The sequence below is a fragment of the Massilia sp. KIM genome (assembly GCF_002007115.1).
Taxonomy (GTDB): Bacteria; Pseudomonadota; Gammaproteobacteria; order Burkholderiales; family Burkholderiaceae_D; genus Telluria.
In genome coordinates, this window is sequence record NZ_MVAD01000002.1 from 1214817 (window position 1) to 1236307 (window position 21491).

Here is a 21491-nt window from a genome sequence, read left to right on the forward strand (position 1 = left end):
TGCGCGGGGAGCTTGCATGCTCTAGAGCATGATGATATGTTGAGACTCCCGGGAAACCGCCTTTCCCCTGGTCAACTTTCTTTCGCTGCCAACTATGCATTCTTCTCACCGTCCTCCGCTCATGGCGTTTGCGCTGAAATCGCTCACCGCCGCCGTGGCCAGTGCAGTGTTCCTGTCGTCCGCCGCCAGCGCGGCCGGCCTCGGGAAGCTGACGGTGTTGTCGGCGCTCGGCCAGCCGCTGCGCGCCGAGATCGAACTGACGACCAGCGCGGGTGAAGACCCGTCCAGCATGTCGGTCCGCCTGGCCTCCCCGGACGCCTTCCGCACCGCGAACATCGAATTCAATCCGGCCCTGCTGTCGCTGCGCTTCAACGTCGAGCAGCGCGGCGGCCGGCCGATCATCCGCGTTACCTCGACCCAGCCGCTGAACGAGCCCTTCGTCGACATGCTGCTGGAGCTGTCCTGGAACAATGGACGCCTGGTGCGCGAATACACCTTCCTGCTCGACCCGGCCGAACTGCGCGCCACCCAGCCGGCCCAGGTGGCCGCCCAGGACGCGCCGCGCAGCCAGGCCGCCCAGGCGCCAGTCGCCAGCGCCGCCCCGGCTCCCGCCGCCACGCCAGCTCCGGCTCCGGCCTCGGCCCGCAGCCCCGAAGCGCCGCGCCGCACCGAGCGCGCCGCCGCCGCCGACGCGGGCGAGGCCCCGAGTACCTACCGCGTGCGCCCGGGCGACACCCTGGGCCGCATCGCCACCCGCACCAAGCCGGCCGACATCTCGCTCGACATGATGCTGGTGGCCCTGTACCGCGCCAACCCGGACGCCTTCATCGGCAACAACATGAACCGCCTGAAGTCCGGCCAGATCCTGACGGTGCCGGATGCCGGCACCCTGCGCGGCGTGGACCAGGGCGAGGCGCGCGGCGTGGTCGTGGCCCATGCGGCGGACTTCAACGCCTATCGCAACAAGCTGGCCGGCCAGGTCGAGAACGCGGCCCCGGCCCGCGCCCCCCAGGCCAGCCAGAGCGCCACCGGCAAGATCACCGCCAAGGTCGAGGAACGCCCGACCGCGGCCAACGAATCCCAGGACCAGCTGCGCCTGTCGAAGGCGGTGCCGAACGCGAAGAGCGGCCCGGAAGGCGGCGCCGCCACGCTCGAAGACACCATCGCCAAGGAAAAGGAACTGGCCCAGGCCCAGGCCCGGGTCAAGGAGCTCGAGAAGAACGTGGGCGAGCTCGAAAGCCTGGCCACGGTGAAGAACCGCGCCGGCGCCGAGGCCGAAGCGGCAGCGGCCGCAGCCGCCGCGGGCGCCGCCGCCAAGCCGGCCGAGGAGCCTGCGCCGAAGAAGCCGGCCAAGCCCAAGGCCAAGAAGGACACGCCGCCCGAGCCGACCCTGGCCGATATGCTGATGGATAACATCCAGTACATCGCCGCCGGCGCCGCCGTGCTGCTGCTGGCGGGCCTCGGCATCTCGCAGCGCCGCAAGCGCAAGGATGCCCCGCTCAAGCCCGCCGCCGCCGAGCCCTCGGTGCTGGGCGTGCCGACCCAGGCCGCGCATTCGCTCTTCGCCGAGACCGGCGGCCAGAGCGTGGACACCAACAACAGCGTCTTCAACTCCAGCTTCGCCCCCTCGGCCAGCCAGCTCGACACCAACGAGGTCGACCCGGTGGCCGAAGCCGACGTCTACATCGCCTATGGCCGCGACGCCCAGGCCGAGGAGATCCTCAAGGAAGCCCTGCGCACTCATCCGGAACGCCATCCGGTGCGCCTCAAGCTGCTCGAGATCTACGCCGCCCGCAAGGACTTGCGCGCGTTTGAAACCCAGGCCAGCGAGCTGTATGCGATGACGCGCGGCGAAGGCGAGGAGTGGGCCCAGGCCGCCGCCCTCGGCCAGGCGATCGACCCGCTCAATCCGCTCTACGCCGGCGCCGCCCCGGCCGCGCCGCTCGCTCCCGCCGCCCCGGACCGCAGCCAGCAATCCATGCTCTCGCAGCAGCTCGAGGACGCCTTCCGCGGCGGCGCGCCCGCAGGCGCCGCGCTGGCCGCCGGCGCCGTGGCAGGAGCCGCCGGCGCCGTGGCCCTCGACAAGCGCGACGACGCCGACCTGACCGCCGTGCCGGTGGCCCAGGACGAGACCGCGCGCGCCGACGACAACGCGCTCGACTTCGACCTCGGCGGCTTGAGCTTCGAGCCGGTCACCAGCAAGGACGCGATCGCCATGCCGGCCGCGAGCTCCGCCGACGCGACCGCGACCGCCGTGCCCGACTTCGACTTCAGCCTTGAGCCGATCGGCGCCGCGCCCGACGAACCGGTGAACGAGGCAGGACAAGCCAAGGACGAGCCGATCGACCTGGCCTTCGACATGAACTTCGACACGGCGCCCGTTGCGCCGACGCCCGTGCCGGCGCCGGCCGCCGCGCCTGACCCCTTCGACGACGAGGACGCCTTCACCCTCGACCTGAGCCCGCAGGCCCAGCAGCCTTCCGCCGCCATGCAGGACCTGGCGCGCGAACTCGACGGCCTGCCGCCGCTGCCCGCGATCTCCGAGCCGGCCGCCGCGCCGGCAGCCCCGGCCGACGCCCTGAAGGATCCGCTGTTCGACCTCGACAGCATGGACTTCGGCGAGCCGACCGCGGCCAGCACCCCGGCCCCGGTGGCCGAGGAAGTGCCGGCGATCCGCCCGGCCGCCGAGGCCTCGGGCGATCCGCTGTTCGACCTCGACACCATGGACTTCGGCCTGCCCGAGACCCCGGCCGCGCCGGCCGCGGCTTCCACGGCCGCTCCCGAAGACGACCCGTTCGCGCTGCCGGAAGTCCCGGCCATCGCGCCGGCCGAAAGCGCGGCGCCGTCGCCGGGCGTGCCGGTCGAGCCGCAGTTCGACCTCGGCGACATCGACCTCGACCTGCCGGGCGAGTCCGCATCGGCCAGCCTGCCGGAAGTCGACGCCATGGCCTCCAGCGACGCCGCGCCGGCCGAGCTCTCGCCCGAACACATGGAAATGGAAACCAAGCTCGATCTCGCCATCGCCTACCAGGAAATCGGCGACAAGGAAGGCGCGCGCGAGCTGCTCGATGAAGTCATCAAAGGCGGCAATATCGAACAGGTGAGCAGGGCGCGGGAAATGCGCGAGCTGTTGGCGTGACCCGGATCGCACTCGGCGTCCAGTACGTCGGCACCGGCTGGAACGGCTACCAGAAGCAACCGGCGCGCAACACGGTCCAGGACCAGCTCGAGATCGCCCTCGAGCGCTTCGCCACCACCCCGATCCACACCACCTGCGCCGGCCGCACCGACGCCGGGGTGCACGCGATCGAGCAGGTGGTCCATTTCGACACGGAGCTCGAACGCGCGCCCCAGTCCTGGGTGCGCGGCGTGAACGCCTTCCTGCCCGACTCCATCGTGGTGCGCTGGGCCCACGCGCTCGCGCCGGCCGAGGAAGGGCAGGAGTTCCACGCCCGCTTCTCGGCGCGCTCGCGCACCTACCACTACGTGCTCTACAACCACCCGAACCCCTCGGCCCTGCTGGCCGGGCGCGCCGGGTGGGTGTTCCGTCCGCTCGACGTCGAACGGATGCGCGAAGCCGGCCAGCACCTGATCGGCACCCACGATTTCTCGGCCTTTCGCGCCTCCGGCTGCCAGGCCAACACCCCGGTCAAGCAGATGCACGAGGTGAGCATCCAGCGCCACGGCGACATCATCGTGTTCACCGTGCGCGCCAGCGCCTTCCTGCACCACATGGTGCGCAACATCGTCGGCTCGCTCATCTACGTGGGCACCGGCCGCAACGAGCCGGGCTGGATGCGCGAGGTGCTGGAAAGCCGCTCGCGCGACGTGGCCGCGCCCACCTTCATGCCGGACGGGCTGTATTTCGCCAAAATCGAGTACGATCCCAAGTGGGGGCTGCCGCAGGAGGATGCGCCGCCCCTGCCTTGGCTGTAATCCCGGTCTGTCAGGACGAGCATGCAACGCACCCGTATCAAGATCTGCGGCATCACCCGCGAGCAGGACCTGCGCGCGGCGGTCGATGCCGGCGCCGACGCCCTCGGCTTCGTGTTCTATTCCAAGAGCCCGCGCTGCGTCACGCTGGCGCAGGCCGCGCAGTTGGGCAGGGCGCTGCCGCCCTTCGTGCAGTCGGTGGCCCTGTTCGTCAACCCGAGCCTGGACGAGGTGCGGGCGGCGGCCGGCGCGATGCCGATTGCCCTGATCCAGTTCCATGGCGACGAAACGGCCGAGGAATGCGCGCGCATCGCGGCCGCCGTAGAGCGGCCCTTCATCCGCGCCTACCGCGTAAAACCGGACACGGATCCCGCCGCTTTGCTAGAATGGGAGCTCGCATACCGCGCCGCCAGTCCCTGGTTCGCAGGCCTTCTGCTCGATACCTGGGTAGATGCCTACGGCGGCGCAGGAAAGGTCTTCGATTGGTCTCTTATTCCAAAAGAACTCGCGCCTCGGGTCGTTTTGAGTGGTGGCTTGAGCGTACAAAACGCGACTGACGCGGTGGTGCGCGTACGTCCCTACGCCGTCGACATCAGCAGCGGTGTCGAAGAGAGCAAGGGAATCAAGGATGCCCGTAAGATCGCCGGCTTCGTGGCCGCGGTGCGGGCCGCCGATGCCATCATTGCAAGCGAGTCGAACCATGAAAGAAGTCCCTAGCCGCGGCGCCGCCGCATTGTTCAAGACCCCCGATTACGCCTTGCCGGACACCACCGGCCATTTCGGACCCTATGGCGGCAGTTTCGTCGCCGAAACCCTGTCGCACGCGCTGGCCGAGCTGAACGAAGCCTATGCGCGCTATTCGCAAGACCCCGCCTTCCTCGAGGAATTCCGCTACGAGCTGGCCCACTTCGTCGGCCGTCCCTCGCCGGTCTACCACGCGCGCCGCTGGTCCGAGCTGGCGGGTGGCGCCCAGATCTACTTCAAGCGCGAAGACTTGAACCACACCGGCGCGCACAAGATCAACAACGTGATCGGCCAGGCCCTGCTGGCGCGCCGCATGGGCAAGCAGCGCATCATCGCCGAAACCGGCGCCGGCCAGCACGGCGTGGCCACGGCCACCATCTGCGCCCGTTTCGGCCTGGAGTGCGTGGTCTACATGGGCAGCGAGGACGTCAAGCGCCAGGCCCAGAACGTCTACCGCATGAAGCTCCTCGGCGCGACCGTGGTGCCTGTGGAATCGGGCTCCAAGACCCTCAAGGACGCGCTCAACGAAGCGATGCGCGACTGGGTCACCAACATCGAAAACACCTTCTACATCATCGGCACGGTGGCCGGACCGCACCCGTATCCGATGATGGTGCGCGACTTCCAGTCGGTGATCGGCGAGGAATGCCGGGTCCAGATGCCGGAACTGGCGGGGCGCCAGCCCGACTACGTGGTCGCCTGCATCGGCGGCGGCTCGAACGCCATGGGCATCTTCTATCCCTACATCGGCGAGCCTGGCGTGCAGCTGGTCGGGGTCGAGGCGGCGGGGGAGGGCCTGGGTTCGGGCAAGCATGCGGCCTCGCTCACGGCCGGCTTCCCGGGCGTGCTGCACGGCAACCGAACCTACCTGCTGCAGGACGAGAACGGCCAGATCATCGAGACCCATTCGGTGTCGGCGGGCCTGGATTATCCGGGCGTGGGGCCGGAACACGCCTGGCTGAAGGACAGCGCGCGGGCGCAATACGTCTCGATCACGGACGAGGAGGCGCTGGCCGCCTTCCACGACTGCTGCCGCATCGAGGGCATCATTCCGGCGCTGGAGTCCTCGCACGCGATCGCGCACGCGGTCAAGCTGGCGGCGACGCTGCCCAAGGACAAGCTCATCCTGGTCAACCTGTCGGGCCGTGGCGACAAGGACATGCACACGGTGGCGCAGCGCATGGGGCTGGATTTCAGCTGATCCCGACGCTTTCGCACCCAGACAACCAGAACAGAAAGAGCACAGCATGTCCCGTATCGAACAGACTTTCAGCGCGCTGAAGTCCCAGCACAAGACCGGCCTCGTCACCTTCATCACCGCGGGCGACCCGGCGCCCGAACTCACCGTCCCGCTGATGCACGCCCTGGTGGAGGGCGGCGCCGACGTCCTCGAACTCGGCGTCCCGTTTTCCGATCCGATGGCGGAAGGCCCGGTGATCCAGCGCGCCTGCGAGCGCGCGCTCACTTTCGGCATCGGCCTGAAGGACGTCTTCGGCTTCGTGCGCGAGTTCCGCAAGACCAACACGCACACGCCGGTGGTGCTGATGGGCTACGCCAACCCGATCGAGCGCGTCGGCCAGGCGAACTTCATCCAGCAGGCCAAGGAAGCGGGCGCGGACGGCGCGATCGTGGTCGACTACCCGCCGGAGGAGTGCGCCGACTTCGCCGACGCCATGCGTGAGGCTGGCCTCGACCTGATCTTCCTGCTGGCCCCGACCTCGACCACGGAGCGGGTCAAGCAGGTGGCGAAGCACGGCGGCGGCTTCAGCTACTACGTCTCGCTCAAGGGCGTAACCGGCGCCGGCAGCATCGACACTGCCGACGTGGCGCGTCGGGTCGGCGCGATCCGCGAGCACGTCAAGCTCCCGATCGGCGTCGGCTTCGGCATCCGCGACGCCGCGACCGCCAAAGCCGTGGCCGAGGTCGCCGACGCCGTGGTCATCGGCAGCCGCATCATCCAGGAACTCGAATCCGTGCCCAAGGAGCAAGCCGTCGAGGCAGTCCGCCGCTTCACGTCCGGCATCCGCAGCGCCCTCGACGAGCGCAAATAAAACCGGGGTCGGAGTCGACTTTTCGAGCAATTCCCCCGAATTGCCAGAAACTCGACACCGACCCTCATTTCCCGCCACCAAACCACCTTCAACAAAAATAGGGTCGGAGTCGACTTTTTGGGCAATTCCTCAAAGTTGTCAAAGAATTCGACTCCGACCCTATTTCTCTTTTTGGACGCCAGCTCGTCCTGATCTTCAAATTTACTCGCCAAGAAATTGTTCGTTCCCTGGCAACCCTTCTCAGACAAATCTTCTGAGGCTCCACCGCTGTAGTCCTACCTGATCAATTGATTCAAAAGTAGGGTCGGAGTCGAATTTCGGAGAAATTGTCTCGATCTTCTTCAAAAGTAGGGTCGGAGTCGATTTTTTGAGTGATTTCTTTGTGACGCGGCCGGGTGACGGCTGAGCGGCCGCGTGTCGGCTGAGAAAAGTTGTCAAAAAATTCGACTCCGACCCTAGTTTTGGTTTTGCTGAAGGCTCGCACTTAGGCGGGGTGCATATAGTCGGGGCGCGATATTCTCCGCGCTTCGTCGGTGGAGTAGAGTGGGAATGCCATGTGGCATGTCATTCTCTATCTCATCATGAAAAAACAGGTGGTGCATATTTCGGCGATGCAGTCGGCTAAGGTTATGGCCGCAATTTATCTGGTGCTGTCGATTCCCTTCGGCTTGCTGATGGCGGTCCCGATGCTGATGGGAGAGCAGCCGATGTCGATTCTCGTGCTGGTGCTGATGCCGATCCTGTACTGCGTCATCGGCTTCGTGTTCACCCTGGTTGGCGCCTGGATCTATAACCTCGTGGCGGCGCGCATCGGCGGTTTCGAGTTCACTACGGCGGAGGTGGGCGAACGCTCCTGAGCCTGAAAGGGCGGGCTTTGGCGGGCTGTCAAAATGGCAATTGTCGGCTTGCTACGATTCGACAAGCGGCACTTGAGCGGATACACTACCGCGACCTGAAAGATTTGCCGCAAAGGAGATAAGATGAGTTGGTTGGAAAAATTGCTGCCCCCTCGGATCCAGCGCTCCGACGCCGCCAACCGCAAGACGATGCCCGAAGGGCTGTGGGTCAAGTGCCCGTCCTGTGAGTCGGTCCTGTACCGCGCGGACCTCGAGTCCAACCTGCACGTCTGCCCCAAGTGCTCCCACCACATGCGCATCCGCGCCCGCGAGCGCCTCGATGCCCTGCTCGACGAAGGCGGTCGCTATGACATCGGCCAGGAAGCCCTGCCGGTCGATACCCTGAAGTTCAAGGACAGCAAGAAGTACCCGGACCGCCTCAAGCAGGCCATGGACGCCACCGGCGAAACCGATGCCCTCGTGGTCCAGGGCGGCTCGATCATGAGCCTGCCGGTCGTGGTGGCCTGCTTCGAGTTCGAATTCATGGGCGGTTCCATGGGCTCGGTCGTCGGCGAGCGCTTCGTGCGCGGCGCCCAGGTGGCCCTGGAGCAGAAGGTCCCCTTCATCTGCATCACCGCCACCGGCGGCGCGCGCATGCAGGAAGGCCTGCTGTCGCTGATGCAGATGGCCAAGACCACCGCCATGCTGACCAAGCTGTCGGAAAAGAAGCTGCCCTTCATTAGCGTGCTGACCGACCCGACCATGGGCGGCGTCTCGGCCTCCTTCGCCTTCATGGGCGACGTGGTGATCGCCGAACCCAAGGCCCTGATCGGCTTCGCCGGCCCGCGCGTGATCGAGAACACCGTGCGCGAGAAACTGCCGGAAGGCTTCCAGCGCGCCGAGTTCCTGGTCCAGAAGGGCGCCGTCGACATGATCGTCGACCGCCGCAAGATGCGCGAAGAAATCGCGCGCCTGCTGGCCCTGCTGCAGAACCAGGCCGCCGAAGTCATCGCCTGACTTTACTTGCCTGACCCTGCTTGCCTGATTGATCCCCTTGCGGTGCGCCCCGGCGCGCCGCATCGCGTTTCTACAACGCGCCGGCCAAACGTCCCGCTATGTCCACTCTCCCGACCACCTTGCCCGACTGGCTCGCGCTGATCGAGTCGCGCCACGCCGAAACCCATATCGACATGGGCCTCGAGCGCGTGCGCACCGTCAAGGAACGCATGCAGCTCGCCTTTTCCTGCCCCGTGATCATGGTCGCCGGCACCAATGGCAAGGGCTCGACCTGCGCCATGCTGGAGTCGATGCTGCTGCAATGCGGCTACCGCGTGGGCCTCTACATCAAGCCCCATTTCCTCGACTTCAACGAGCGCGCCCGCATCAACGGCGAGATGGCTAGCGACGAAGCCCTGGTCGCGGCCTTCAACGCGGTGGAGGCGGCGCGCGGCGAAGTCTCGCTGACCTATTTCGAGTTCACCACGCTGGCCATCATGCACCTGATCGCGCAGGCCGGCGTCGACGTCGCCATCCTCGAGGTGGGCCTGGGCGGACGCCTGGACGCGGTCAACGTCATCGACGCCGACGTGTCCATCGTCACCAGCATCGACATCGACCATGCCGCCTACCTGGGCGACACCCGCGAACAGATCGGCTTCGAGAAGGCCGGCATCTTCCGCCCGGGCAAGACCGCGATCTGCAGCGACCCGGTGCCCCCGCAGTCCCTGATCCAGCACGCGGAAAGCATCGGCGCCGACCTCTGGCTGCTGGGCCGCGACTTCAACTACCAGGGCGACCAGCAGCAGTGGAGCTATGGCGGACGCAGCCAGCGCCGCAACTCGCTGGCCTATCCGGCCCTGCGCGGCGCTAACCAGCTGCTCAACGCCTCGGCCGCGCTGGCCGCGCTCGAAGCCCTGCGCATGCAACTGCCCTGCGGCGCCCAGGAAGTGCGCGCCGGCCTGGCCATGGTCGAGCTGCCGGGCCGTTTCCAGGTGCTGCCGGGCCGCCCGACCCAGGTGCTGGACGTGGCCCACAACCCACACGCCGCCGCGACCCTGGCCCTGAACCTGGGCAACATGGGCTTCCACCGCTACACCTATGCGGTGTTCGGCATCATGCAGGACAAGGATATCGAAGGCGTGATCGCACCCATGCTGCAGTACGTCGACCACTGGTGCGTGGCCGACCTCGACTCCCCGCGCTCGGCCAAGGCCGGCGACCTGGCCGCGACGCTGCAGGCCCACAGGCCGGCCGGCGCCAAGGAAGGCGACTTTTCCGTCACCCCCTTCGCCAACCCGGCCGAGGCCTATGCGAATGCCCTCAGCCGTGCAGGGGAGAATGATAGAATTGTGGTCTTTGGCTCGTTCTACACGGTCGCAGGCGTGATGGCGGCCCGCAAATCTTCTCTTCACTGATCGACAAAACGCATGGGCTTGTTCTCGTTCGGCAATAAAAACAAGCAAGAAACTGTCCGGGACAGCGGGCATTTCGTCAAGGACGACGATGCCGCCTTCACCGAGCGCGCCCGCTCCAAGCGCGCTTCCAGCGCCGGCGAGGGCGCGCGCCGCGGGCGCGGACCGGATCCGGTCTTGCCAGAAAAGAAACGCGCACGCCGCCGCCTGGTCGGCGCCGTCGCCCTGGCCCTGGCGGCCGCCGTCGGCCTGCCGATGCTGCTCGACTCCGAGCCCAAGCCGCTGGCCGGCGACATCGCCATCAACATCCCTTCCAAGGACAAGGCCGCGCCGCTGCCGGTGCCGTCCGAGCCCGCGCCTGCGCCAGCCGCGCCGGTGGCGGCGGAGGACAGCGTGGACAGCGGCGAGGAGATCGTCGACGCCCCGGCGCCCGCTGCTGCCGCGCCCGCCGCCAAGCCGGCCGCCGCTGCCATGCCCGCGGCCGAGCCGCCGCCGGTGCGCAGCGTCGAGGCCAAGCCGGTCGTGACCGAACCGAAGCACGAGACGCCCAAGCCGGAGAAAAAGCCCGAGCCGGAGAAGAAGCCCGAGCCGGAGAAAAAGCCCAAGCTGGCCGAGGCCAAGCCGGCCGACAAGGAAAAAAACGAGAAACCCGCCGCCGCCAAGCCGGCCCGCGCCGACGACAGCGCGCGCGCCATGGCCATCCTCGAGGGCAAGGCGGCCGACAAGGCCGAAGGCCCGGCGCCGCGCTACGTGGTCCAGGTCGCGGCCCTGGCCAGCGAAGAGAAGGTGGCCGAACTGCGCAGCCGCCTGAGCGCGGCCGGCATTTCCTCCTTCACCCAGAAGAACGGCGAGCTGATCCGTGTGCGCGTCGGCCCCTTCAGCAAGGAAGAGGCGGAGAGGGTGCGCGCCAAGCTGGGCGGCATCGGCATGTCGGGCACGATGGTGCCGCTCTGAAGCAGGGTTGAGCAGGCGTGACGATTTTCGATTATCTTGTCCTGTTCGTGCTGGTCTCGTCCGTCGTCATCAGCACCCTGCGCGGGCTGGTGAAGGAAATCCTGTCGCTGCTGGGCTGGATCGTCGCCTTCGTGGTGGCCAATGCCTACGGCGCAGCCCTGGCGCCCATGTTGCCGGATATGCTGCCCGGCGGCACGACCCGCCTGATCGTGGCCTTCGTGCTGCTGTTCCTGGGCGTAAGAATATTGATGGGCCTGCTGTCGCTGGCGATCGGCGCCCTGGTGGAAGCCACCGGGCTCAGCCTCGCCGACCGCGGCCTCGGAGGATTGTTTGGCTTGGCGCGAGGCATTGTAATCGTGCTGTCCGCCGTCATATTGTGTGGGATGACGTCCATCCCGCAACAGGCGTTCTGGAGAGATGCGCTGCTCTCGCCCATGGCGGAAACCGGCGCGCGCACCGTCAAGCCCTTCCTTCCTGCTGCGTTGGCGCAGCACGTGAAATTCTGAACTTTGAACTTTTTAGCAATCAAGTAGTCCAGCTTTTAGGAGCACACCATGTGTGGCATCGTCGGCGTCGTCTCGCATTCCCCCGTCAACCAGCTTCTCTATGACGCCTTGCTGCTCTTGCAGCACCGCGGCCAGGATGCGGCGGGCATTGCGACCAATCACAGCAGCATGTTTTCCATGTTCAAGGCCAACGGCCTGGTACGTGACGTGTTCCGTACCCGTAACATGCGTTCGCTGCACGGCAATACCGGTATCGGCCATTGCCGCTACCCGACCGCCGGCTCCTCGAGCGAGGAAGAAGCCCAGCCGTTCTACGTGAACGCGCCTTTCGGCATCACCCTGGCCCACAACGGCAACCTGACCAACCAGGCCGAGCTCAAGGAAGAGCTGTTCCGCAAGGACCGCCGCCACATCAATACCGATTCCGACTCCGAAGTGCTGCTCAACGTGCTGGCCCACGAAGTCCAGGAAGCGGCCGACGGCTATACCCTGAGCACCGACGCCATCTTCAAGGCGGTCGCCGCGGTGCACCGCCGCGTGCGCGGCGCCTATGCGGTGGTGGCCCAGATCGCCGGCCACGGCATGCTGGCCTTCCGCGACCCCTTCGGCATCCGTCCGCTGTGCATCGGCGTCAACGAAGGCGAGCAGGGTACCGAATACCTGGTGGCCAGCGAATCGGTGGCCCTGGAAGGCCTGGGCTTCCGCTTTGTGCGCGACATCGCGCCGGGCGAAGCGGTCTTCATCGACAACGACGGCAATCTGCACGAGCGCCAGTGCGCCGAGAACCCGAGCCTGAATCCCTGCGCCTTCGAATTCGTCTACCTGGCCCGCCCGGACTCGGTGATCGACGGCGCCTCGGTCTACGCCACCCGCCTCAAGATGGGCGAGTACCTGGCCGACAAGATCCGCAAGGAGATCCCGGTCGAGGAGATCGACGTCGTGATGCCGATCCCCGATTCCTCGCGTCCGGCGGCGATCCAGCTGGCCCTCAAGCTGGGCGTGGAATACCGCGAAGGCTTCATCAAGAACCGCTACATCGGCCGCACCTTCATCATGCCGGGCCAGGGCATGCGCAAGAAGTCGGTGCGCCAGAAGCTCAACGCGATCAGCTCCGAATTCAAGGACAAGAACGTGCTGCTGGTGGACGACTCGATCGTGCGCGGCACCACCAGCCGCGAGATCGTGCAGATGGCGCGCGAAGCCGGCGCCCGCAAGGTCTTCTTCGCCTCGGCCGCGCCGCCGGTGCTCTACCCGAACGTGTACGGCATCGACATGCCGACCCGCGACGAGCTGATCGCCCACGGCCGCACCGTCGAGGAAGTGTGCAAGGAGATCACCGCCGACCGCGTGGTCTACCAGGACGTGGACGCGCTCAAGCGCGCCATCTCGAGCGTGAATCCGGCGCTGAAGAGCTTCGAGGCCTCCTGCTTCGACGGCATCTACGTGACCGGCGACGTGACCCCGGCCTACCTCGACAGCCTGGAAGCCGCGCGCCACAAGCCGAGCAAGAAGGGCGCCGAGGACGCGGTGCGCACCCAGCTCAACCTGAACCCGCCTGTCGCCGCGGAGTAAGCCGATGAGCGAGACGTCCAAGTCCTCCAGCTACGGCTTCACCACGACCATCCTGCACAACGACCGCCGCAAGGCGATCGAGCAGGGCTCGCTGCACAAGCCGGTGCATACCTCGGTGGCCTTCGGCTACGGCGACGCGCGCCAGCTGGCCAGCGTCTTCCAGGGCAAGGAGCCGGGCTTCCGCTACGGCCGCCAGGGCAACCCGACCGTCAGCGCGCTCGAGGACAAGATCACGAAGATGGAAGACGGGGTTGCCTCGCTCTGCTTCGCCACCGGCATGGGCGCCATCGGTGCGCTGTTCCAGGCGCTGCTCAGGGCGGGCGACCACGTGGTCTCCTCGTCCTTCCTGTTCGGGAACACCAACAGCCTGTGGCAGACCGTGGCGGGGCAGGGCGTGGACGTGGCCTTCGTGGACGCGACCGAGGTCGCCAACGTGGAAGCGGCGCTGACGCCGAACACCCGCCTGGTGTTCGTCGAGACCATCGCCAACCCGCGCACCCAGGTGGCCGACCTGGCGCGCATCGGCCAGCTGTGCCGCGAGCGCGGCATCCTCTACGTAGTGGACAACACCATGACCACGCCCTATCTGTTCCGTCCGAAGTCGGTCGGCGCGGGCCTGGTGGTGAACTCGCTGACCAAGTCGATCGGCGGCCACGGCATCGCCCTGGGCGGCGCCCTGACCGACACCGGCCTGTTCGACTGGAGCGCCTATCCGAACATCGCCCCGAACTTCCGCAAGCAGCCGGCCCAGGCCCAGGGCATGGCCCAGCTGCGTGCCAAGGCCCTCCGCGACTTCGGCGCGGCCCTGGGGCCGGAGGCGGCCCACCACATCGCGGTCGGCGCCGAGACCCTGGCCCTGCGCATGGAACGCACCAGCGCCAATGCGCTGGCGCTGGCCTCCATGCTGGAAGCCGACGAGCGGGTGGCGGCGGTGCATTATCCGGGCCTCGCCTCGCATCCCCAGCACGGGATCACGAAGGAGCTGTTCCGTTCGGCGGGCTCGCTGATGTCCTTCGAGCTCAAGGACGGCATCGACTGCTTCGATTACCTGAACCGGCTCAAGCTCGGCATCCCGGCCAGCAACCTGGGCGACACCCGCACCCTGGTGATTCCGGTGGCGCACACCATCTTCTTCGAGATGGGACCGGAGCGCCGCGCCAGCATGGGCATCGCCGAGTCCCTGATCCGGGTCTCGGTCGGGATCGAGGACACGGACGACCTGCTGGCGGACTTCCGCCAGGCGCTCGACGCCTGAGCCGTATCCGCTTCGTCAATACGCGGCCGGCTTCATGCCGGCGTTGTGTTTTGGCGGTTGAGCGCAGCAGCGGAATACCGCTATCATGGGTGTTCGATCGGCCTTTTACGACAACCCCATGAAACGTTCGCTTTCCATCCTGACCCTGTCCCTGCTGCTGTCCACCCAGGCCTTCGCCGGCGAGCTCGAAGACGCGCACGCCGCCTTCGAGAAGAAGGATTACGCGACCGCGCTCAAGCTCTACACCAAGCTGGCCAACGCGGGCAATCCGGAAGCCCAGCAGCACCTGGGGCAGATGTACTGGTACGGTGAGGCGGGGGAGGTGGACGAGGCCAAGGCCGAGGCGCTGTTCCGCAAGGCGGCGGCCAAGGGCAACAAGGTGGCGGCTGCCTCGCTGGACGTGATGAAGCAGCGCGTCGAGCGGCGCGCGGACATCGATTACTGGGTCAAGGGCTATGACGGCGCCGACCTGAAGTCGGGCGAATTCCGTTGCCCGGCGCCGCGCATTCCGGCCATGTCCAAGATCAACGAAGAGATCGACCGGGTGGGTGCGGCGGTGAATACCTGGCAGAACTGCTACAACAAGTTCGTCACCAACCTGAACGCGAATTCGCCGCTGACCAAGAAGATTCCTGCGGATATCGCCAAGCTCATGAACAAGCAGGAAACCGAGGCCTCGGCGGCCCACCTGGAACGGGTGCGAGAGAACGTCGCGGAGGAGGCGAAAGTGAGCTCGAAGCTGATCCTGGCGGACTTCGCGGCGTGGAAGGCGGCGACCGAGGCCTACGTGCTGCAGCACAATGCCATGATCAAGAATGCGGCGGCGGAGAAGGGCAAGTAATACGCTGGGGGTGGTTCAGGCAAACTTGGGTCCCGGCCTGCGCCGGGACGACGTGCTGGCGCCGGAGGCCGAAGTCGCTTCGCCGGAGTGCTCCGCACCCTCAACCAACGTCGTCCCGGCGAAGGCCGGGACCCAAGTTTCGCGGCGTGGAAGGCGGCGGCCGGGGTCTATATGTTGCAGCACAATGCCATGATCAAGGATGCGGCGGCGGAGAAGGGCAAGTAATACGCTTGGGGTGGTTCGCGCAAACTTGGGTCCCCGCCTCCGCGGGGACGACGTGTTTGGGTACGTGGCCGAAGTCACACACACACCAACGCTTCCCTGACTTAACCAACGTCATCCCCGCGAAGGCGGGGATCCAAGTTCGCAGCGCAGTGTTACAGCAACCCGCAGTGGCATTCGCAGCGCAGTGTTACAGCAACCCGCAGCGGCCTTCGCAGCGCAGGGTTACGGCACCGCGCCGCAGCTCAATGCCAGCTGCGCATCAAGCCCACCGCCAGCCCCTCGAGCGCGAACTCGTCGCCCGGTTCGACGCGGATCACCTTGAAGTCCGGATTCTCCGGCAAGAGCTCCACCGTATCCCCCGTCTTGCGATAACGCTTGACCGTCACCTCGTCGCCCAGGCGCGCCACCACGATCTGCCCGTTCTTGGCGCTGTCGATCTTCTTCACCGCCAGGAAGTCGCCGTCGCAGATGCCCGCGTCGCGCATCGACCAGCCCTTGACCTTCAGCAGGAAGTCAGGCCGGGCCGAGAACATCGCGGCGTCGACGCTGTAGGTGGCTTCCACGTGCTCCTGGGCCAGGATAGGCGAGCCGGCGGCCACGCGGCCGACCAGGGGCAGGGACATCATCATGGCCGGCGGCGGCATCGGGATCTGCTCGACCGTCGCGCCGACCAGGCGGATGCCGCGCGAAGTGCCCGGCGAGATTTCGATGGCGCCCTTGCGCGCCAGCGCCTGCAGATGCTCCTCGGCCGCATTGGCCGACTTGAAGCCCAGTTCGGCCGCGATCTCGGCGCGTGTCGGCGGGAAACCGGTGTTCTCGATCGCTTCCTTGATCAGGTTAAGGATCTGTTCTTGCCTTGCAGTGAGCTTGAGCATGGATGTCTTACGGCATATGGTTGTAGGAGTAGACTGTATTTTTGTACAGTATTCTGCTATGCGCAAGGGGAAACGCACGAAAAGTGTAAAAAAACCGTGCAATCGCGGCCAGGAAGCCCAGATCGGCGTGGTTTGCCCGCAAAACGCGCCCTTCGGAAGCCGCCGCCAGCCCCTCCGGGCCAAGATTCCATTTCCCATTCGCCCATTTTTCAGGCTATAATCGAAGGCTTTCCCTTCCCACACTCGTCTTGACGCCGAGGTGGGCATTTGTTTAAACGTCCTCAAGGAGTGTTGCATGCGTCATTATGAAATCGTTTTTATCGTCCACCCGGACCAGAGCGAGCAAGTTCCGGCGATGATCGAGCGTTACAAGACCACGGTGACCAGCCGCGGCGGTAACATCCATCGCGTGGAAGACTGGGGCCGTCGCCAGATGGCTTACCAGATCCAGAAGCTGCCGAAGGCACACTACATCTGCATGAACATCGAGTGCGACAACGAGACCCTGGTCGAGCTGGAAACCGCATTCAAATTCAATGATGCCGTCCTGCGTCATCTGACCGTTAAGATGAAGAAGGCCGAAACCGCACCGTCGCCGATGATGAAGTCGGTGCAGCGCGAAGACGCAGCCAAGAGCCACCGCGCAGAAGCAGCAGCCGCTGCTCCGGCCGCAGCTGCCTGAGTTTTTCCCAGGAATTCGAAGTAACAGGTAGTGAACCAGCTCCAGCTCGTCGCGACCATCGCCGAGCGTGATGTCCTGCGTTACACCCCGGCCGGCGTGCCCATCGTGTCCGCCATCCTGATGCACTCGGGGCAGCAGGAAGAAGCCGGTGTCGCAAGACTCGTGGAGTTCGAGATTCCCGCGTTCGCCGCGGGGGAGATCTCGGGCAGGTTCGGCAGCGCCGAACTCGGCGCCAGCTACCAGTTCACCGGATTCCTCGCACGGAAAAACCGCAACAGCAAAGCCCTGGTGTTTCACATCATTGATTTCCAAGCCGCCTAGTCGGCACTAGATAGATACAGGAGCCTCAAAATGGCATTCGGTAAAAAGTTCGACAAAAACAAAGCTAAGCTCAAAGAGAAGCGCAAACAGCAAAACCCGCTGTTCAAGCGCAAGAAGTTCTGCCGCTTCACCGCCGCCGGCGTTGAGCAAGTGGACTACAAGGACATCGACACCCTGAAGGACTTCGTCCAGGAAAACGGCAAGATCATGCCGGCACGCCTGACCGGCACCAAGGCGCACTACCAGCGCCAGGTCGACACCGCGATCAAGCGCGCACGCTACCTCGCGCTGCTGCCGTACACCGACCTGCACAACGCCTAATCGTCGGCACAGTCAGATATCCTGGAGATAAAACATGCAAGTTATTCTGTTGGAAAAAGTGGTCAACGTCGGCAACCTGGGCGACGTGGTGAAAGTCAAGGACGGTTACGCACGTAACTTCCTGATCCCGCAAAAGATGGCCCGCCGCGCTACCCAAGCTGCCGTGGCCGAGTTCGAAGCCAAGCGCGCTGAACTGGAAAAAGCTGCTGCCGAGAAGCTGGCCGCAGCCCAGGCGCAAGGCGACAAGCTGGGCGGCATGACCGTCACCATCGCCCAGAAGGCGGGCGTGGACGGCCGTCTGTTCGGTTCGGTGACCAACTTCGACATCGCCGAAGCCCTGAGCAAGCAAGGCTTCCCGGTCGAGAAGGCCCAGGTCCGCATGCCGACCGGCCCGCTGAAGACGACCGGCGAATTCCCGGTTGCCGTCGCGCTGCACACCGACGTGGTGTCGGAAATCACCGTCGCCGTCGTGGGCGAAGCTGCATAATCAGCGTTTTTCAGCTGGTCGTGTAGTACCTGAAAAAGCCGGGCTAGCCCGGCTTTTTTACTGTAAATCTCACCCATTATTACAGCCGTGTGACAGGAGCAGGTATAATGCCCGCCATGAACGCAGCCCCCGCCGATCCGCAGCTCGAATCCCTGCGCATCCCCCCGCATTCCATCGAAGCAGAACAGTCCGTCATCGGCGGCCTGCTGCGCGATAACGCGGCGTGGGACCGCATCGCCGATTTCATGCACGCGGACGACTTCTACCGCTACGACCACCGCATCATCTTCGAACAGATGATCCGCCTGATCAACGCCGGCAAGCCGGCGGACGTGATCACCGTCTACGAAGCCTGCAACCAGCTCGGCAAGGCCGAGGAGGTCGGCGGGCTGCAGTACCTGAACGCGATGGCGCAGAACACGCCGTCCGCCGCCAACATCCGCCGCTACGCCGAGATCGTGCGCGACCGCGGCATCCTGCGCAAGCTCATCACCGTGGCCGACGAGGTCTCGGGCAAGGCCTTCAATCCGCAGGGCGCCGAGGTCAAGCAGATCCTCGACGAAGCCGAATCCAAGATCTTCGCCATCGCCGAGCAGGGCGCCCGCGGCGCCCAGGGCTGGGTCCCGGTGCAGCCGCTGCTCACGCAAGTGGTCGAGCGCATCGACGAACTCTATTCGCGCGAGAACCAGGGCGAGATCACCGGCGTGCCGACCGGCTTCATCGACCTCGACCGCATGACCTCGGGCCTGCAGCCGGGCGACCTGGTCATCGTCGCCGGCCGTCCCTCGATGGGCAAGACCGCCTTCTCGGTCAACATCGGCGAGAACGTCGCGATCGAAGCCGGCCTGCCGGTGGCCGTGTTCTCGATGGAGATGGGCGGCGCCCAGCTGGCCATGCGTATGCTCGGCTCGGTCGGCCAGCTCGACCAGCACCGCCTGCGTACCGGCCGCCTGAACGACGAAGACTGGCCGCGCCTGACCCACGCGATCCAGAAGATGAACGACGCCCAGCTCTACATCGACGAGACGCCGGCGCTGAACCCGATCGAGATGCGCGCACGCGCGCGCCGCCTGGCCCGCCAGTGCGGCAAACTGGGCCTGATCATCGTCGACTACCTGCAGCTGATGCAGGGCAGCCAGCCGGGCGACAACCGTGCGGCCGAGATCTCCGAGATCTCGCGTTCGCTCAAGGGCCTGGCCAAGGAATTGCACTGCCCCGTCATCGCCCTGTCCCAGCTGAACCGCTCGCTGGAACAGCGACCGAACAAGCGGCCCGTCATGTCCGACCTGCGCGAATCCGGCGCTATCGAACAGGATGCGGACGTCATCATCTTCCTGTATCGCGACGAGGTCTATAACCCGGACTCGCCCGACAAGGGAACCGCCGAGATCATCATCGGCAAGCAGCGTAACGGTCCGATCGGCGCGGTGCGCCTGACCTGGATCGGCCAGTACACCAAATTCGGCAATTACAGCGGTAACCTCGCCATCTACCAGGGCGACTAAACCGCGCAGCAATCACCACTACCCGCCGCCTGTCCGGTGCGGCGGTTTCGAAGTCCCCAGAGATTTACAACGGAGAAAAACATGTTTGGACGCCTCATGCCCCAGGAGGGCAAGTTTTTTGACCTGTTCAACCAGCACGCCGCGCTGTGCGTGAAGGGTGCGCAAGAAATGGTTGGCCTGATGACCAACTTCGACGACCTGGAAAACCGCACCCACGCTGTGGAGAGCATCGAAAAACAGGCGGACAAGATCACCTATGCCTGCGTCGACCTGCTGCACAAGACCTTCATCACCCCGCTCGACCGCGACGACATCCACAAGCTGATCACCCGCATGGACGACATCCTCGACATGATGGAAGACGCGGCCCAGACCATCTCGCTGTACGACCTGCACGCGGTGACCCCGGAAGCCAAGCGCCTGGCCGAGCTGTGCCTGTCCTGCTGCCTGAAGGTGCAGGAAGCCGTGGCCCTGCTGCACAACATGGACAACGCCCAGAAGATCGTCGCCATCTGCGAAGAGATCGACCGCTTCGAGTCGGACGCCGACCACGTGATGCGCGCCGCCATGTCCAAGCTGTTCCGCGACGAACCGGACGTGCGCAACCTGATCAAGATGAAGGCCATCTACGAAATCCTCGAGACCGTGACCGACCGCTGCGAAGACGTCGCCAACATCATCGAAGGCATCATTGTCGAAAACGCCTAACGCGGCCACATAACAAGAACAATTATGGAACACATACAAATCAGCATTTACGTGCTGGGTATGCTGGTGCTGCTGGCGCTGGTCTTCGACTTCATGAACGGCTTCCACGATTCGGCGAACTCGATCGCCACCGTGGTCTCGACCGGCGTGCTGAAACCGCAGACCGCGGTGGCGATGGCGGCCTTCTTCAACTTCATCGCGATCTTCGTGGTCAGCATGAAGGTGGCCCAGACCATCGGCAAGGGCACCATCGATCCGCATGTGGTCGACCATTACGTGATCTTCGGCGCCCTCGTCGGCGCAATCACCTGGAACATCATCACCTGGTACTACGGCATCCCGTCGTCCTCCTCGCACGCCCTGATCGGCGGCCTGGTGGGCGCGGCCGTCGCCAAGTCGGGCACGGGCGCGCTGATCGCCGGTGGCCTGATCAAGACCGTGGTGTTCATCGTGGTCGCGCCGCTGCTGGGCTTCATCCTGGGCTCGACGATCATGCTGATCGTGTCCTGGATCTTCGTGAAGTCGACGCCGCGCAAGGTCGACGTCTGGTTCCGCCGCCTGCAGCTGGCATCGGCGGCCGGCTACTCGCTCGGCCACGGCGGCAATGACGCGCAGAAGACTATGGGCATCATCTGGATGCTCCTGATCGCCGCCGGCGTGACCAGCCCGGACGACGCGCTGCCGCCGGCCTGGGTCATCATTTCCTGCTACGCGGCGATCGCCTTCGGCACCCTGTTCGGCGGCTGGCGCATCGTCAAGACCATGGGCCAGAAGATCACCAAGCTCAAGCCGGTCGGCGGCTTCTGCGCGGAGACCGGCGGCGCGATGACGCTGCTGATGGCGAGCTTCTTCGGCATCCCGGTCTCGACCACCCACACCATCACCGGCGCGATCGTCGGCGTGGGCGCCTCGCAGAAGGCCTCGGCGGTGCGCTGGGGCGTGGCCGGCAACATCGTCTGGGCCTGGATCTTCACCATTCCCGCGTCGGCCTTCATGGCGGCGGTGGCCTGGTGGATCGGCACCCACATCATGTGATTCGCCTTCCTCGGACGAACGGAAAGCGGAGCTGCGGCTCCGCTTTTTTTTCGTCCATCGTCCGCCGAAGTTGGTCATTGAGGCAGGGGAGGGCAAAGCTTTTGTTACACCTTGTTACACTAATCGCTTGCAATTAGATCGCGAGCTATGTAATATGCTTTCCATGGCAGCGCGAAACGACAAGAGGCGCTGCCAACCGGTCAAAGGCGCGGGCAGGATCGCGAATCCT

21 protein-coding genes are annotated in these 21491 nt (G+C 65.5%); 20 read left to right on the forward strand and 1 reads right to left on the reverse strand.

Annotated elements, in window-relative coordinates:
• The first annotated feature begins 121 nt into the window (after nucleotides 1–121).
• The 13 genes from B0920_RS20165 to B0920_RS20225 all read left to right on the forward strand — a co-directional run bounded on the left by B0920_RS20165 (nucleotide 122) and on the right by B0920_RS20225 (nucleotide 15103).
• Nucleotides 122–3139 (forward strand): FimV/HubP family polar landmark protein, encoded by a 3018-nt coding sequence (locus tag B0920_RS20165; RefSeq protein ID WP_229455807.1) that lies wholly within the window; start codon nucleotides 122–124, stop codon nucleotides 3137–3139.
• A complete protein-coding gene (gene truA / locus B0920_RS20170; protein WP_078034413.1) occupies nucleotides 3136–3936 on the forward strand; it encodes a tRNA pseudouridine(38-40) synthase TruA in 801 nt (266 codons plus the stop codon). The genes B0920_RS20165 and truA overlap by 4 nt, the downstream gene beginning before the upstream one ends.
• Nucleotides 3937–3957: 21 nt before the next feature.
• Nucleotides 3958–4650, forward strand: a complete 693-nt coding sequence (locus B0920_RS20175) for a phosphoribosylanthranilate isomerase (RefSeq protein ID WP_078034414.1) — start codon at nucleotides 3958–3960, stop codon at nucleotides 4648–4650.
• The gene (trpB, locus tag B0920_RS20180; protein WP_179119238.1) at nucleotides 4634–5878 is read left to right on the forward strand and encodes a tryptophan synthase subunit beta; all 1245 of its coding nucleotides are present in this window, start codon (nucleotides 4634–4636) and stop codon (nucleotides 5876–5878) included. The genes B0920_RS20175 and trpB overlap by 17 nt, the downstream gene beginning before the upstream one ends.
• Nucleotides 5879–5924: 46 nt before the next feature.
• Nucleotides 5925–6728: a tryptophan synthase subunit alpha gene (trpA, locus tag B0920_RS20185; RefSeq protein WP_078034416.1), complete on the forward strand. Its 804-nt coding sequence runs from the start codon at nucleotides 5925–5927 to the stop codon at nucleotides 6726–6728.
• Between the two features lie 554 nt (nucleotides 6729–7282).
• Nucleotides 7283–7585, forward strand: coding sequence for a hypothetical protein (locus B0920_RS20190; RefSeq protein ID WP_078034417.1), 303 nt, complete (start codon nucleotides 7283–7285; stop codon nucleotides 7583–7585).
• A 123-nt stretch (nucleotides 7586–7708) separates the two neighbouring features.
• Nucleotides 7709–8581, forward strand: coding sequence for an acetyl-CoA carboxylase, carboxyltransferase subunit beta (gene accD / locus B0920_RS20195; protein WP_078034418.1), 873 nt, complete (start codon nucleotides 7709–7711; stop codon nucleotides 8579–8581).
• A 98-nt stretch (nucleotides 8582–8679) separates the two neighbouring features.
• Complete coding sequence (folC, locus tag B0920_RS20200; RefSeq protein WP_078034419.1) at nucleotides 8680–9978, forward strand: bifunctional tetrahydrofolate synthase/dihydrofolate synthase; 1299 nt, start codon at nucleotides 8680–8682, stop codon at nucleotides 9976–9978.
• A 12-nt stretch (nucleotides 9979–9990) separates the two neighbouring features.
• A complete protein-coding gene (locus B0920_RS20205) occupies nucleotides 9991–10929 on the forward strand; it encodes an SPOR domain-containing protein (protein WP_078034420.1) in 939 nt (312 codons plus the stop codon).
• A gap of 17 nt (nucleotides 10930–10946) precedes the next feature.
• Entirely contained in the window at nucleotides 10947–11435 is a 489-nt protein-coding gene (locus B0920_RS20210; protein WP_078034421.1) for a CvpA family protein, read from the forward strand.
• 48 nt (nucleotides 11436–11483) lie between these two features.
• Nucleotides 11484–13007, forward strand: coding sequence for an amidophosphoribosyltransferase (purF, locus tag B0920_RS20215; RefSeq protein ID WP_078034422.1), 1524 nt, complete (start codon nucleotides 11484–11486; stop codon nucleotides 13005–13007).
• A 4-nt stretch (nucleotides 13008–13011) separates the two neighbouring features.
• Complete coding sequence (locus B0920_RS20220) at nucleotides 13012–14262, forward strand: cystathionine gamma-synthase family protein (RefSeq protein ID WP_078034423.1); 1251 nt, start codon at nucleotides 13012–13014, stop codon at nucleotides 14260–14262.
• A gap of 118 nt (nucleotides 14263–14380) precedes the next feature.
• A complete protein-coding gene (locus B0920_RS20225) occupies nucleotides 14381–15103 on the forward strand; it encodes a tetratricopeptide repeat protein (RefSeq protein WP_078034424.1) in 723 nt (240 codons plus the stop codon).
• 467 nt (nucleotides 15104–15570) lie between these two features.
• Here B0920_RS20225 and lexA read toward each other — a convergent pair whose 3' ends face one another.
• Entirely contained in the window at nucleotides 15571–16203 is a 633-nt protein-coding gene (gene lexA, locus B0920_RS20230; RefSeq protein ID WP_078034425.1) for a transcriptional repressor LexA, read from the reverse strand.
• 295 nt (nucleotides 16204–16498) lie between these two features.
• Between lexA and rpsF the strand changes: the two genes are divergently transcribed.
• The 7 genes from rpsF to B0920_RS20265 all read left to right on the forward strand — a co-directional run bounded on the left by rpsF (nucleotide 16499) and on the right by B0920_RS20265 (nucleotide 21262).
• Nucleotides 16499–16885 (forward strand): 30S ribosomal protein S6, encoded by a 387-nt coding sequence (gene rpsF, locus B0920_RS20235; RefSeq protein WP_020656856.1) that lies wholly within the window; start codon nucleotides 16499–16501, stop codon nucleotides 16883–16885.
• A 30-nt stretch (nucleotides 16886–16915) separates the two neighbouring features.
• The gene (gene priB / locus B0920_RS20240) at nucleotides 16916–17206 is read left to right on the forward strand and encodes a primosomal replication protein N (RefSeq protein WP_078034426.1); all 291 of its coding nucleotides are present in this window, start codon (nucleotides 16916–16918) and stop codon (nucleotides 17204–17206) included.
• A gap of 30 nt (nucleotides 17207–17236) precedes the next feature.
• Nucleotides 17237–17527 carry a 30S ribosomal protein S18 gene (gene rpsR / locus B0920_RS20245; RefSeq protein WP_078034427.1) on the forward strand — a complete coding sequence of 97 codons (291 nt, stop codon included), beginning with the start codon at nucleotides 17237–17239 and terminating at the stop codon, nucleotides 17525–17527.
• Nucleotides 17528–17561: 34 nt separating this feature from the next.
• Complete coding sequence (gene rplI, locus B0920_RS20250; RefSeq protein ID WP_078034428.1) at nucleotides 17562–18014, forward strand: 50S ribosomal protein L9; 453 nt, start codon at nucleotides 17562–17564, stop codon at nucleotides 18012–18014.
• 107 nt (nucleotides 18015–18121) lie between these two features.
• Complete coding sequence (locus B0920_RS20255) at nucleotides 18122–19519, forward strand: replicative DNA helicase (protein WP_373887906.1); 1398 nt, start codon at nucleotides 18122–18124, stop codon at nucleotides 19517–19519.
• An 81-nt stretch (nucleotides 19520–19600) separates the two neighbouring features.
• Nucleotides 19601–20227, forward strand: coding sequence for a DUF47 domain-containing protein (locus tag B0920_RS20260; RefSeq protein ID WP_078034429.1), 627 nt, complete (start codon nucleotides 19601–19603; stop codon nucleotides 20225–20227).
• Between the two features lie 24 nt (nucleotides 20228–20251).
• Entirely contained in the window at nucleotides 20252–21262 is a 1011-nt protein-coding gene (locus B0920_RS20265) for an inorganic phosphate transporter (RefSeq protein WP_078034430.1), read from the forward strand.
• Nucleotides 21263–21491: the final 229 nt, after the last annotated feature.